The 13,410-nt window shown below is 69.3% G+C and carries 11 protein-coding genes; 8 read left to right on the top strand and 3 right to left on the bottom strand.

Annotation, left to right across the window (positions count from 1 at the left end):
* The first annotated feature begins 1 nt into the window (after window position 1).
* Entirely contained in the window at window positions 2-538 is a 537-nt protein-coding gene (locus RI578_RS14195; RefSeq protein ID WP_310871434.1) for an NUDIX domain-containing protein, read from the top strand.
* Complete coding sequence (locus RI578_RS14190) at window positions 535-996, top strand: hypothetical protein (protein WP_310871433.1); 462 nt, start codon at window positions 535-537, stop codon at window positions 994-996. The genes RI578_RS14195 and RI578_RS14190 overlap by 4 nt, the downstream gene beginning before the upstream one ends.
* 18 nt (window positions 997-1,014) lie before the next feature.
* Here the strand turns inward: RI578_RS14190 and RI578_RS14185 are convergent, their stop codons facing one another.
* Entirely contained in the window at window positions 1,015-1,557 is a 543-nt protein-coding gene (locus RI578_RS14185) for a hypothetical protein (protein WP_310871432.1), read from the bottom strand.
* 96 nt (window positions 1,558-1,653) lie between these two features.
* Between RI578_RS14185 and RI578_RS14180 the strand changes: the two genes are divergently transcribed.
* From RI578_RS14180 to RI578_RS14170, 3 genes are all read left to right on the top strand, one after another.
* The gene (locus RI578_RS14180; RefSeq protein WP_310871431.1) at window positions 1,654-2,010 is read left to right on the top strand and encodes a hypothetical protein; all 357 of its coding nucleotides are present in this window, start codon (window positions 1,654-1,656) and stop codon (window positions 2,008-2,010) included.
* Window positions 2,011-2,076: 66 nt separating this feature from the next.
* Entirely contained in the window at window positions 2,077-2,613 is a 537-nt protein-coding gene (locus RI578_RS14175; protein ID WP_310871430.1) for a CbrC family protein, read from the top strand.
* 392 nt (window positions 2,614-3,005) lie between these two features.
* A complete protein-coding gene (locus tag RI578_RS14170; RefSeq protein WP_310871429.1) occupies window positions 3,006-4,625 on the top strand; it encodes an endonuclease NucS domain-containing protein in 1,620 nt (539 codons plus the stop codon).
* Window positions 4,626-5,208: 583 nt separating this feature from the next.
* Here RI578_RS14170 and RI578_RS14165 read toward each other — a convergent pair.
* Window positions 5,209-5,430: a type II toxin-antitoxin system RelE/ParE family toxin gene (locus RI578_RS14165; protein ID WP_310871428.1), complete on the bottom strand. Its 222-nt coding sequence runs from the start codon at window positions 5,428-5,430 to the stop codon at window positions 5,209-5,211.
* A gap of 177 nt (window positions 5,431-5,607) precedes the next feature.
* Between RI578_RS14165 and RI578_RS14160 the strand changes: the two genes are divergently transcribed.
* Entirely contained in the window at window positions 5,608-7,791 is a 2,184-nt protein-coding gene (locus tag RI578_RS14160) for a DEAD/DEAH box helicase (RefSeq protein WP_310871427.1), read from the top strand.
* 28 nt (window positions 7,792-7,819) lie between these two features.
* On the opposite strand, the gene RI578_RS14155 is transcribed toward RI578_RS14160, so the two are convergent.
* Complete coding sequence (locus tag RI578_RS14155) at window positions 7,820-10,540, bottom strand: AAA family ATPase (RefSeq protein ID WP_310871426.1); 2,721 nt, start codon at window positions 10,538-10,540, stop codon at window positions 7,820-7,822.
* Between the two features lie 369 nt (window positions 10,541-10,909).
* On the opposite strand from RI578_RS14155, the gene RI578_RS14150 reads away from it, so the two are divergent.
* Together RI578_RS14150 and RI578_RS14145 are read left to right on the top strand one after the other, a co-directional pair.
* Window positions 10,910-11,824, top strand: a complete 915-nt coding sequence (locus tag RI578_RS14150; protein WP_310871425.1) for an MBL fold metallo-hydrolase — start codon at window positions 10,910-10,912, stop codon at window positions 11,822-11,824.
* A gap of 49 nt (window positions 11,825-11,873) precedes the next feature.
* Window positions 11,874-13,370, top strand: a complete 1,497-nt coding sequence (locus RI578_RS14145; RefSeq protein WP_310871424.1) for a carboxylesterase family protein — start codon at window positions 11,874-11,876, stop codon at window positions 13,368-13,370.
* The last annotated feature ends 40 nt before the right edge of the window (window positions 13,371-13,410 follow it).

The raw sequence follows: 13,410 nt of genomic DNA, 5'->3' as shown, positions 1-13,410 counted from the left end.
CATGCCCAACAACCCGCCCGACGAAGGGAACACCGTGGCCCAGCAGACCGACGACCGCTCCCAAGCCCTCAAGCCGGCGCTGGAATCGATGACCCTGCTGGTCGCGGCCGTCATCGTCCACGACAAGGCGACCAACCGCGTCGTCCTCCTCCAGCGCAGCGAGAACGCCAAGTTTGCCCAGGGCCTGTGGGACCTCCCAGTCGGCAAGAGCGAACCGGGTGAGCCCATCACCGAGACCGCCGTCCGCGAGCTCTACGAGGAGACCGGCCTCACGGTGAAGCCCGAGTCCCTCAAGGTCGCCCACATCATCCACGGAGCCTGGGGCGTCGAAGCCCCCAACGGCTTCCTCACGGTCGTCTTCGCCGCCCACGAATGGACCGGCGAACCCGAAAACCGCGAACCCCGCAAGCACGCCCAGGTCCGCTGGGTCGATGCCAACGCCATCCCCGAAGCCTTCGTCGACACCACCGCCAGCGCCCTCCACCATTACCTGAATGGCGGCTCGGAGGTCTCGCTGGACGGCTGGTCGGCAGCGTGAGCATCACGCTGCTCCACCTCATACCCAAGGACCCGCACTTTTCGCCTGCGCCCGCTGCGAGCGAGGCTGCGCAGGCCCGGCTACGACTACTGGTTCCTGAGGCGTTGGGCGGTTACGACGTCTGGGACATCCCCGGCACAACCTTCATTGATCCCGGGGAGAACTGGTGTGGTGTCCGGTGCCCCGTATGCGGCTCCGACATCGAAGACTGGTGGGGCGACGCGATGGACACGGCAGCCCTTCCGGACGACTATTTCGACGCGCTTGCCGTGACGATGCCCTGTTGCTCTGCCCAGACGGACTTGAACGCCCTCGACTACGTCGAGGCTGCGGGTTTCGCCAGGTACAGCCTCGTCACCACAGACCCAGAATGCGAGCTGCCACTACCACCAGCCAGCATCCAGGCGCTGGAGGACCTCCTGGGCACGGACCTGCGACAGGTCATCGCCCGGTACTGACGTCAAGCGCTGGCTTCGCTATGCAGGGCTACTCGGAAACAGAAGCTCGTACGGCAGGTGATCGTCGTCCGGTACGCGCGGCACGTAGTCCGGGGCCGTGCGTGCAGCCACAGCCAGCAGGCGAGCGGCAGCCTCCTCCTCGGAGATGGAAGCAAGCCCGAGGGCGTGCAGAAGGCGGTCGCGCTCGGCGTCGAAGTCCGGGTGGTCGGCCCGAAGGTCCGAGCCAAGCTCGCTGATCGCGAAGCTCTTTGCCAGGTCGCGCCAGAAGGGCAGTACGGCGATGAGTGTGATGGCCTCGACGAGGTCGGCGCCGATCAATGTGGCCTGGCCCTCCGAGTCAGCGTACAGGACGGGTCTCTCCTCGGCCCCAGCCTCACCGCACAGGTAGTACGTGCCGCCAGCGCCGCAACCGGCTATCGGGTGTAGGGGGATCCTGGTAGGAAGGGCAAGTTCCTCGATGGGATCCCGGAGCTCGACGTCGAAATCGCCAGGCCAGGCGAGCGCGGTGGCAAGGGAAGGCTCCTGCTCGATCCGGCGGAGTAGATCGTCTGATGCGGTCATGGGACGGAACGTAACAGCGCCCTCGGACGTCGGGTGCGGCTGGCCTGCTGATCGACGCTCAGCGGTGCTGTCAGTAGGGCGTGGCACAGTTCGGCCATGAGCTACGACCTGGCGGTGTGGGAAGGCAGCAAGCCCGCTGACGATGTGATCGCGGGCGAGGTCCTCACCCAGCTGTACGACCGCTACATCGACACGGAGGAAGAGTTTCCACCGTCACCGCGTATCGCGGAGTACGTTGCTGGGCTCTTGGCGCGATGGGTGGACCTCACGGAGGACGAGGAGGACACCTCCCCCTGGTCGACGGGGCCGTTGATCGGCGAGGCGTCCGGGCCGTTCATCTACTTCCCGATGCGCTACAGCATGGCCGAGGAGGCTTCGGCCTACGCCGCCGATCTCGCGGCATCGATGGGGCTCGTTTGCTACGACCCGCAGGCTCGGATGCTGCGACCGTGACCGCCTTCGGACCGAGGGCGGGTGCAGTCCGGCACGGCCTTCCTGCGCGCAGGTAGCGTGACCGGCATGTCCGAGGAGTTGCCCGGTTTTCCCTACCACCCCGACCCCTTGGCGACCGGGGCGGTCGTTGCATCCAACACGACGTGCCTCTCCTGCGGGAGGGCGCGGGGGTTCATCTACACGGGCCCGGTGTACGCGGTCGAGGAACTTTCCAACCTGCTGTGCCCATGGTGCATCGCGGATGGCAGCGCGGCTGCGAAGTACGACGCGCACTTCATCGGTGACCCGGTCGGGGATGATGTCCCGCTTGAGGTCGTGATGTTCGTTGATGCGTGTACGCCGGGCTTTTCCTCCTGGCAGGACCCGCGGTGGTTCTTTCACTGCGGTGACGGCACGGCGTTCATGGGGGCGGTGGGGGCGGCCGAGCTGGCTGCGTTCCCGGATGCTCGGGAGGAACTGCGCAGCGAGGCCGGCGCGTGGGGGTGGTCTGCCGAGGCAGTGGAGAGCTATCTGGCTGCTCTGGACAAGGACAGTCAGCCCACGGGCTACCTCTTCATGTGCCGCATTTGCGGCCGGAACATGGCGTACGCGGACTTCACGTAGCCGCAGTCAGACGGCTGCGGCTACGTCCGGGTCCAGCCGTTGGCGAAGGCACAGTGGAGGTCCGTCCAGCGGAGCAGCTCGGCAGGGGTGGAGTCGGGTGGTTGCGGAGGTGGACCAGGGCGTTGACCCACTGGTCCCAGAGGCCGTCGGGCTGGGTGAAGCAGGCCGCGTCCGAGATCGTCGAGGACCTCCAGGCTGCCCTGTCGGAGTTGGCCGCGATTGCCGAGACGCTGGAGCAGGCCGAGATCGATTCCCCCCGTTTGACGCAGCCGAGGAGAATGGGTAGCCAGAGATGCGGTCGTGCTCGCCAGGATGGCGGACGAAGTACAGAAGATTCGCCAACTGTGTCCCACCATCGGGTCGTTGTCAGTCCTCCGGTTTAGCCTTCGGCCATGCGACCGCCTCTTGAAAACGTTCTACGCGACGCGCTCGTACAGAACCTGCAGTTGATCGAGCCAGGGCTCCGGCCGGTTCAGTTCGAGGAGTACCCGCTGCCCAATGCCCATGGCACGAGGGGCAGCATCGACATCCAGGCCCGCGATCGCCATCAGATGTGGGTGGTCATCGAGCTGAAGCGGTCCCGGTCCAGCGCACGGCAAGCCCTGCACGAGGTCAACAAGTACACCGAGCTTCTCTGCCGGGAGAAGAACCTCGCGCCTGACCGCATCCGTGCAATGATCGTTGCCATACCGGATGACTGGGAAGAGCTCCTGATCGCGGTCAGTCACGCCGCACGCGACTGGAGTCATGATCTTCGCGGGTACCGACTGCTCCTGGACAGCAACGGCACCCCCATCGGGACCGAGCGGGTGGAGCTTTTGCCCCGGGCGTTCGAGCCGCGCGTCACCCCCATCCACAACCTGTTCTTCTTCACCACGGAGGAACAGCGTGCGCAGGGTTGGAAGATCATCAGCAAGGTCGCGGACGAGCTGGGGGCGCTCGACCTGCTGGCGGCGGATCTGGACCGGGTAGGGGAGAAGCACTACATCCCTGCGCCTTTCGGCCTTTACCTGGGAGTAGGCCGGGTGAACGAGGAACTCGTCTCGGCGGACCTCCTGGGTGGTTATGACGGGCCGGAGCCATTCGCTGCCGAGCACCAGGCTGAGTACCTGGTCCTTTCCGAGATCTGCAACCGCCTTGCCCGCAGCAAGCTGCGTGGAATAAACATGGAATCTGCCCGGCCAGGGCTATTGAAGAATCTCGCCGGGAACCCCAACTGGGCTATCCAAGGCTTCCGAGGCACTGGCGCCTACGACGACACGGCCGCCTTTGAACAGCAGGACCTCTTCCGCTTCCTTACCGGGGACGAACGAGGAGACAGCCAGGTCCTCTACACGGGCACCGTCAGCCCACAGGTAGCCAGCCGTTGGATGGCGTTCAGGCAGGAGACTCGGCAGAGCCTGGCCGGCAACCATGAGTGGGAGTCACTCGTGGACGGCTGGCTCGACGAAGTAGGCCCGAAGGTCGGTGAGGGAGACGTCGGATTGCACGTCTACAACCCCTGCGACCTCCTGCAAGCAATCATCCATGGGTGGCCGGACCGCATGGAGAATCTCCTGCCCATGGTGATGGGCGAAGCCGTACCCCGCCAAGGGCTGCGGCACTCGGTACGTGGCGCCCTGTGCTGGAACGGCCGAGGCATGTCCTTCCCCGATGCCGTGCGGCTCGTGTACCGAGACCCGCTGTTCCTTATGAGCAACATGTACGCAGGGACAGTGTGGGAACGTGATCGAGAGCTATTGGACCTCCTGGGGCTGCACTATGTGCTCCTGGAGAAGGTCGGACCCGTTTGGGCCGAGGCGACCATGGCCGACGAGCACCGCATCTGGGTACATCAAGATCAGGGTGCTCGCGTCTACTCCTCGGACACGGACCCTCGCGTGTACGCACAGGCGTACGCAAGCATTGCGGCTGATGGCGAGATCGTCTCGATCGGGCAGTACCTCAACAGGCATTCCCGCGAGGTGGAGCTGGTGGCCAAGGAGTACCGCGCCTTCGTTCATATCGTCTAGCTCTTACAGGATCCAGCTGTGGCTGGCCCCAGAGCACCGCAATGGGCGGGTCAGCGCGGCAGGCCAAAAAGGCTGGACTGATTCCATTGCTCCGGTCCCTGGTGCGACTGACCTGACCGCCGGCGAAGCCGCTGTCATCGCCGGGTGCTTCCAGGACGCCTTCGTTCCCGCCCAGCACCTCGTCTGGTTCGGGAGTGGCCTCGCTGTGGCGAACGTCGAACAGGAACCATGGCCGCTGCCCAGTCGAGGGCGGCGACGAAGGCATCGCGGCGGAGTTGCGCAGGCACGTCGACTCTTTCGAGACCCCGTAGGCCAGTCCGCAGACAGTCCGCAGGACACTCGTAAGAGACTGTCGGACCCCGACGCTCGCCAACGGAGAAACGCCTGGTCAGGACGCTTTACAGGGCTCCGCCGCAGGTCAGGATCAGCCCTCAGGCATTCCGCTTCAACGTCTGATCGCGTAATTCAGAGGCGGCCTGACCTGCGAGGACGCAGGTCAGGCCTTGCTGCTGTCCCCAACAGCCCGCAGGACCGGGAGCAGCTACGTGCCGTAGACCGTGGAGCGGTGTCCGACGTGTACGGCTCAGACCACCAGCTCCCCGTTGTCGATCGTGTAGAGGACTCGGTAGTCGCCGACCCGTAGGCGGCGGCGCTCAGGCTGGGACACGGGAGCGGTGGTGCTGAAGCCGAAGGGGTCGCTCTCCAGCTCTGTCAGTCCGGCCAGGATGCGAAGCGCCATGTCGCGCGGGATCTTGCGCAGCTCGGCCTGGGCCTCGGGCCGGAACACCGTGCGATAGTCACTCACCGCGTGCCAGCGTCTCCCTCATCACGTCCTCGATCGGGACGCCGGCAGCCGGGCTCGCCATGCGCTCGTCGATGATGCGGTTGATCTCGCGCTCTTCCCACTCCCGCGAACTTCGGCCGGTGCTCGGGGGCAGCGGTGGGAGTATGCGGGGACGCAGCGAGAGGGGGCCGGGGCGGGATGGGGCGCAGCGAGCGGGATGCGGTTGCCGCGGGAGGGCGGTTGTACGAGGCGGCGCAGGCGGTGGCCGGTGATCACGGGCGGGCTGTCGAGGCGGTTCGGGCGGCGCTGAAGCCGATCTGCGACACGGCGGCTGAGCAGGCGCTGGACGCCATCCCAGTGGCTCGGTTGAAGGAGGTCACCGAAGGGCGGCTGAGGCTCGGGGAAGTCGAGCGGGGCGGGCTCGCCTCGGTCCGGCAGGTGCTCGATGCCGGGTCCTACCGGTTGCGACAGATTCCTGGCGTGGGGCAGCGGACCGCCGATCAGGTGATCGCGGCGGCGCGTCAGGTATCCGATGCCGTCCGGGAGACCATCGCCGTCCACATCGACGTGGATCGGCCGGAGCCGCGAACCACCTCACTCGTCATGGCCCTGCAGGTGCTGGTGGAAGCGGGCCCCGACGCGCGGCGAGCCGTCGATGCGGCAGCGGCCCTCTCGGAGCGGCTCGGTCCGCTGCTGGCCGAGGCCAGGCCGGCCGCCGGGCGGCTGCGGATGCTGCTGGTGGGGCAGGCCAAACGAACTCGGGCGCTGGAGGCTGCGGCAGAGGTTCGCAGGCTGACCGAGGAAGCCGCGCAGGGCGGTGTGCCGGGGCTGCTCGCACAGGCCTCGGTGGATCTGCTGCGCGGTACCTCGACCGAGGCCGCGGCCTGGGTCGACTTCGAGCTGCGTTCCGCCGAGTACTACAGCCTGCTCGCGGAGATCTCCGGCCGCAGACCCGACGCTGCCGCCGCTGAAGGGTTCCTGCCCGACGAAGTTGCCGAGCGGGTCCGCGATCAGATGCTGGACGACACTCATCGGAGGGTGTCGCTCCGCGGCTACCAAGCCTTCGGGGCGCGCTTCGCCTTGGCACAACGCAAGGTGCTGCTCGGCGACGAAATGGGGCTCGGCAAGACCATCCAGGCCATCGCTGCTCTGGCTCATCTCGCCGCCGAGGGGCAGAGCCACTTCATGGTCGTCTGCCCGGCCGGCGTCCTGATCAACTGGACGCGTGAGATCGAGGCCCGCAGCAAGCTGCGCGTGATGCCTCTTCACGGCCCCGACAGGCGGGAAGCATTCGCCGACTGGAAGGACAGGGGCGGCGTAGGGGTGACTACCTTCGACGCCCTGCGTGGTTTCCCGGCCCCCGGAGGCGGCGAGCTGGGGATGCTGGTCGTGGACGAGGCGCACTACGTGAAGAATCCGAAGACGCGTCGCTCCCAGGCCGTGACTGAATGGTCCGGGCGCTGCGAGCGCGTTCTCTTCATGACCGGCACGCCCATGGAGAACCGAGTCGCCGAGTTTCGCAGCCTTGTGTGGATTCTGCAGCCGCACCTGGCGGAGGCTGTCGGCGATCGAGAGGGTGTGGCCGGTTCCAAGGCCTTCCGGAAGTCCGTCGCCCCGGTCTATCTGCGCCGCAACCAGCAGGACGTGCTGACGGAACTGCCCGCGCTCCAGCAGACGGACGAGTGGGAGGAACTGAGCGCGTCGGACGAAGACGCCTACCGCGAGGCCGTGCACGCCGGCAATTTCATGGCGATGCGCAGAGCGGCGTACGCGCGCCCCGAGAAGTCGGCCAAGCTGAACCGGCTGCGCGAGATCGTGGCGGAAGCCGCCGAGAACGGCTTGAAGGTGGTGGTGTTCTCCAACTTCAGGGATGTCCTTGGAGCGGTGAAGGACACGCTGGATGCCACGCGGAGCGAAGGTGGCGGTCAGGTCTTCGGTCCGATATCGGGAAGCGTGCCGCCCGCGCGGAGGCAGCGGCTGGTGGACGAGTTCGCCGCCGTGCCGGGTCATGCGGTGCTGGTGGCGCAGATCGAGGCGGCGGGGGTCGGGCTCAACATGCAGGCTGCGTCCGTCGTGATCATCTGTGAGCCTCAGATCAAACCGACCATCGAGCACCAGGCGGTGGCGCGGGCCCATCGCATGGGACAGGTGCGTTCGGTCCAGGTGCACCGGCTGCTCGCCACCCGTGGGGTGGACGAACGGATGGTGGAGATGCTGAAGAACAAGACCCGCCTGTTCGACGCGTACGCGCGTCGCAGCGCGGTCGCCGAGTCGACGCCGGACGCGGTCGACGTTTCGGACACGGCGATGGCCCGCCAGATCGTCGAGGAGGAGCAGGCGCGGCTGGGAGCGGTCCGCGAAGAGCCCGTGGGGCACCCGTAGTGGGCCGCCGGGAAGGCCCCTGACTCTTCTACCGTGCCGGCAGGGTGCCGTCGACCACGTCGCGCAGTTGCGAGCGGGCGGTGATGCCCAGCTTGGGGAAGACTCGGTAGAGGTGGGAGCCGACCGTACGCGGGGAGAGGAACAGTTTCTCCCCGATCTCACGGTTGGTCAGGCCGCGGGCCGCGAGCCGGGTGATCTGCTGTTGTTGGGGGCTGAGTTCGGTGATCGCGCTGGGGGCGACGCTGTTCGCCTCGATGCCGGCGGCTCGCAGTTCTGCCTTCGTGCGTTCGATCCACGGTCGGGCGCCGAGCCGCTGGAACGTGTCGAGCGCTCCGATCAGCAGCGGGCGGGCCTCCGCGATACGACGCTGTCGGCGCAGCCACTCTCCGTAGTCCAGCCGGGTCTGTGCCCGCTCGAAGGGCCACTGCTCGCCCGCTTCGTCCGCCAGCGCCGCCTGGAAATGGCGTTCGGCGTGCTCCGGTTCGGCGAGCAGGGCGCGGCCTCGCTCGGCCAGGAGGGAGACCCGTGCCGACATGCCGGTGCCCAGGCGCCGCACCGACCGCCCCAGCAGTTCCGCGGCGTGTTCGCGCTGCCCTCGGCGGACGGCCGCGGCGGAGAGTTCGGCCAGGACGGTGTAGGAGACGTGGTAGTGGACCGGGTCGCCGTCCTCGGTGAAGGCGGAGCGGAACTGTGCGTACGCGGTGTCGTAGTCACCGTCGGCCACCGCCGCCAGCCCCAGGGCGCGGCGGGCGCAGACCGCGACGGAGCGGCTTTCCAGCGGATCGACGAGGGCCAGGGCCTGCTCGGCCTTCCCGCGTGCGTCGGCCGACTCACCGAGCAACGCCACTGCTGTCGCCTCGAGCGCTCGTGCGCACGCCTCGGCGTGGTCCAGTCCGGCCTGCGAGGCCACCACCGCGATCTCGGCGGCCACCGAGCGGGCCTCGGCCCAGCGGCCCTGTTCCAGATAGGCCCAGCCGACCGCGCAGCCCAGACCGGCCGGAACCGGGCCAAGGGCCTGCCAACGTCCGAACGCCTCGTCGAAGGTGCCGGCGGCGAGGGAGGTCTGGTCGAGGAGCCACGCCACGATGGCGAGCGCGGTCAGGGATCCGGCGTCGTCCTTGGCCTCGGTGATCAGCTGCGGCAGCGCCGGGGCGAGGGACACTCCGGCGCCGGTGGGGTCGGAGACGGCCAGTACCCAGGCACGCAGGGCACCGCCTGCGGCGGAGTCCGGCATGTGGGAGAGCAGGGCCTCGATCCGCTGCCGCTGGGACTCCTCGCCCGAGTAGTAGCGGACCACCGCTGCCCCGGCGAGCGCGTCCAGCAGACGGGGCGACCGGGCGTCCGCCGCCTCGTCGGCGATGCGCGCCAGCAGGGTAAAGGCGGCCGTGTGGTGCGGACCCATGGTCATGAGTTGCCCCGTCGCCAGCGCGGCCCGGGTGATCAGCGCCGGGTCGTCACTGCGCTTTCGGACCTCGCCGGCCAGGTGTTCCACCCAGCCGAGCTGACCGGTGAAGACGGCCATGTCCGCGGCGTCGGCCAGCAGTCGAGCCTGGTCCGCGCGGCGCGGGCTGAGTTGCGCGGCGCGTTCCAGAGCGGCGGCGGCGGCCGCGTGGCCGCCTCGGCGCCTGGCCCGGCCTGCTGTCTCCAGGAGGGCCGCCGACACCTGCTCGTCGGGCCGCACGGTCGCGGCGGCGAGGTGCCAGGCGCGGCGGTCGGGCTCCTCGCCCAGCAGTTGGGCGAGAGCGAGATGTGCGCGCCTGCGTTCCTCGAAGGACGCGGCGTGGTAGACCGCCGAGCGGACGAGCGGGTGCCGGAAGGAGATCCCGGCGCTGTCCTGTCGTACGAGACCGGCCCGTTCGGCGGGCACCCACGTCGTGTCGTCCGCCTCGGGCAGGCCCCGCGCGGCCACCGGCGCGTCCGCCGCGTCGGTGGCCGCGAGCAGCAGCAGGGCGCTGCGGGTGGCTTCCGGCAGGTGCCTCACGTGCCGCGCGAAGATCCCTTCCAGCCGGTCGGTGACGGGCAGCGGACCCTCCACTCCGCCGCCCTCCGGCTGTCTGCTCGCGGCGGCGCGGGCGAGCTCGACCAGGGCCAGCGGATTGCCCGCCGCCTCCCGCAGGATCCGCACCCGGGTGCGGCCGGTGGGCCGCGTCGGCTGCTCGTCGAGCAACCGGTTCGCCGCATCGCCGCTCAAGGGACCGATCTCCAGGCGCTCGTACCCCTTGTCGAACCCGGGCAGCACGTCCGCGGCACGCACGCCCATCAGCAGCGTCACGGGCTCGCTGTCCATGCGCCGGGCCACGAACGAGAGAACGTCCAGCGACGCGCGGTCGATCCACTGGGCGTCGTCGACCACCACGAGCAGCGGTGCCGGTTCCGCCAGATCCGACACCAGGGTCAGCACCGCCAGGCCGACGAGCATGGCATCGGGGGGCTCGGCGTGTTCGGCGTGTTCGGCCAGTCCCAGGGCGATCCGGAGCGAGGAACGCTGCCGTGCGGGCAGGCCGTCCAAGTCGCCGAGGGCCGGGCGGAGCAGCTGGTGCAGACCGGCGTATGCGAGATGCGCCTCGGACTCGCTGCCGACCGCGCGCAGCACCCGGTGGCTGGCCCTGCGCGTCCGCTTCATGGCGAGGTCGAGCAGGACGCTCTTGCCGGCACCGGGGTCGCCCTCGATGAGCAGCACTTCGCTGTGGGGCCGGTCAGCGGCCAGTCGCTGCACGATTTCCGCGGTCTCGGTCTCCCGGCCCACCACGGTCGGGCCGGGATCTCCCGCCGGGCGGCTTCGGCCCGCTCGAGCGCTTCCACCTTTTTCCACGGATGCTCCAGAGACTGACGTGAGGCTGCTGCACGAGGAAGGGGAGAAGCGCCCCGTTCCACTGGAGTGCAAGGAGGAATGGGCAGCGACAATTCCGCACGGCTGGCGAGGTGCCGCGAGTACGCGGCGTATGCGCCACGGCCGACCGCCGCATCCAGGTGCAGTCACATGACGCATACCGCGGTCCGTCACCTGCGACGCACCCTTGCCGAGCAGGGGCGTTCACGGAACGGACCCGCATCCGCCCCCGCCCCTGCCCCCGCCCGCGGCCCGAGGGACGCGGAACCGATCGACCTGGAGCGAACCATGGACACCATCACCCTGGGCGAGGTCACCGTGACCCGAGTCCGGGAGTACTACGGCCCCGTCGACCTGACGCCCGAGGCGTTCGTCCCGGAGAGCCCGGCGGAGGCGTGGGACAGGCACCGTTCCTTGCTGGTTCCGGACTTCCTGAACGCGGAGACCCGGATCGTCAACTCGGCGATCCAGACCTGGGTCCTGCGCAGCGAGGGCAGGACCATCCTGGTCGACACCGGCGTCGGCAACCACAAGGACCGGCCGTACGCGCCGGTGTGGAACCGTCTGGAAACCGACTTCCTGGGCAACCTCGTCCGCGCCGGGGTCCGCCCCGAGGACGTCGACATCGTGATCAACACGCACCTGCACGTCGACCACGTCGGTTGGAACACCTACCTCGACGGCCGGACCTGGGTACCGACGTTCCCCAACGCCACCTACCTCATGGCCAAGGCGGACTTCGACTACTGGAACCCCGCCAACGAGTTCAAGACGCTGCTCGGCCGCGGCAACCAGAACGTCTTCGAGGACAGCGTCGCCCCCGTGCACGAGGCCGGCCTCACTCACCTGTGGGAGGACAGCCACCGAATCGACGGCAACCTGCGCCTCGATCTCGCCCCCGGCCACACCCCCGGCTCGTCCGTGCTGAGGCTGGAGTCCGGCTCCGACCGGGCCCTGTTCGTCGGCGACCTGATGCACAGCCCGATCCAGATCGTCGAGCCCGATGCCAACAGCTGCTTCTGCGAGGACCCCGCCGAGGCCCGCGCCACCCGCCACAAGCTCCTGGGCTCGGCGGTCGACAGCAACGCCCTCGTCTTCCCCGCGCACCTCGGCGGCCACGGCGCCGCCGAGGTCGTCCGCGAGGGGAGCAAGTTCGCCATCAAGGGCTGGGCGGCCTTCGCCAAGTACACCGAGCCGGCCTGACGGCACGCGGAAGGACACGAGCGAAGGACACGAGAGAAGGACACGAGAGATGAACCGCCACCCCGACACCGTCGTGGTCACCGCGCAGGGCGCCGTGCGCGGCCTGCGCCAAGGCAGCACCAACACCCTCACCTTCCTGAACATCCCCTACGCCGCTCCGCCCCGCGGCGCCGCCCGGTTCGCCCCGCCGCGGCCGCACGAGCCGTGGGACGGCGTACGGGACGCCACCGTGCCGGGACCCAACGCCCCGCAGTCCGAACGCACGCTCGGCGACGTCGACATGACCCCCTACTTCGGCACCGGGTGGAGCCGCGGCGAGGACTACCTCACCGTCAACGTCTTCGCGCCGGCCGCCGGCGGTGACGGACTGCCGGTCATGGTCTTCGTCCACGGCGGCGGTTTCGTCGCCGGATCGACGCGGTCCACCCTGTACGACGGCTCCGCGTTCGCCCGTGACGGTGTCGTCCTCGTCACCCTCAACTACCGGCTCGGCATCGCCGGGTTCCTCGACATCCCCGGGGCGCCCGCCAACCGCGGCCTGCTCGACGTCGTCGCCGCGCTGCGCTGGGTGCGGGAGAACATCTCCGCCTTCGGCGGCGACCCGCACAACGTCACCCTCTTCGGCCAGTCGGCCGGGGCGACCACCGTCGGGGGCGTCCTCGCCACCCCCGAGGCCGCCGGCCTGTTCCGCCGGGCGATCGTGCAGAGCGGCAGCGGCCTGGGCGCGTTCACGCCCGAGCAGGCCGCCCGCGTCACCGAGGCCGCGGCCGGGGCCCTGGGCATCGAGCCCCACGTCGACGCCTTCGCCGGCATCCCCGACGAGCAGCTCGTCGAGACGGCCTCCGAGCTCGCGGGCATCGACCTGCGGACCGAGACCCACGGCGACCCGCTGATCGGCCTCAGCCCCTTCAGCCTGGTCCTCGACGCCCAGCCCGCCGCATCCGTCGCCGCCGGCCTCGCCGCCGACGTCGACCTGCTCGTCGGCACCAACACCGAGGAGGGCAACCTCTACCTGGTCCCGTTCGGCAAGTACGCCACCTCGACCGCCGCCGACGTCGACGAGGCCGCCGCACGCTCGCACCCCGATCCGGCGCGGCTCGTCGAAACCTACCGCGAGTCCCGCCCCGAGGCGTCCTTCGCCGAACTGCGCTCCGCCATCATGGCCGACGCCCTGTTCGGCGCGGGCAGCCGCGCCCTGGCCGGCGCCCACGCCGCCCACCCGCGGTCCGCCACCCACGCCTACGAGTTCGCCTGGCGCTCCCACGCCCTGGACGGGGAACTCGGCGCCACCCACGCGGTCGAACTGCCCTTCGTCTTCGACGTCGCGGACCGGCCCGAACTCAACGGCCCGGGCGCCCTGCTCGGCCCCGACCAGGCCCCCGCGGACCTCGCCACCCGCGTCCACGAGACCTGGATCCGGTTCGCCCGGACCGGCGACCCCGGCTGGGCCCCGTACGACACCGACCGCCGGGCCACCATGCGCATCGACGGCGAGTGGAACCGGGTCGACGACCCCCGCGGCCGGGAACGCCGGGCCTGGAGCTGACCCTTCTCCACGATCGGCTTTCCCAGGGGTGTCGCCGACG

Source organism: Streptomyces sp. BB1-1-1 (genome assembly GCF_031597775.1).
GTDB lineage: Bacteria > Actinomycetota > Actinomycetes > Streptomycetales > Streptomycetaceae > Streptomyces > Streptomyces thinghirensis.
This window is presented reverse-complemented; position numbering and strand designations above follow the sequence as displayed.

Excerpts from the sequence above, each read along its gene's own strand:
- RI578_RS14195 (WP_310871434.1), top strand. The coding sequence starts at position 2 with ATGCCCAACAACCCGCCCGACGAAGGGAACACCGTGGCCCAGCAGACC.
- RI578_RS14185 (WP_310871432.1), bottom strand. The coding sequence starts at position 1,557 with ATGACCGCATCAGACGATCTACTCCGCCGGATCGAGCAGGAGCCTTCC.
- RI578_RS14180 (WP_310871431.1), top strand. The coding sequence starts at position 1,654 with ATGAGCTACGACCTGGCGGTGTGGGAAGGCAGCAAGCCCGCTGACGAT.
- RI578_RS14175 (WP_310871430.1), top strand. The coding sequence starts at position 2,077 with ATGTCCGAGGAGTTGCCCGGTTTTCCCTACCACCCCGACCCCTTGGCG.
- RI578_RS14170 (WP_310871429.1), top strand. The coding sequence starts at position 3,006 with ATGCGACCGCCTCTTGAAAACGTTCTACGCGACGCGCTCGTACAGAAC.
- RI578_RS14160 (WP_310871427.1), top strand. The coding sequence starts at position 5,608 with ATGGGGCGCAGCGAGCGGGATGCGGTTGCCGCGGGAGGGCGGTTGTAC.
- RI578_RS14150 (WP_310871425.1), top strand. The coding sequence starts at position 10,910 with ATGGACACCATCACCCTGGGCGAGGTCACCGTGACCCGAGTCCGGGAG.
- RI578_RS14145 (WP_310871424.1), top strand. The coding sequence starts at position 11,874 with ATGAACCGCCACCCCGACACCGTCGTGGTCACCGCGCAGGGCGCCGTG.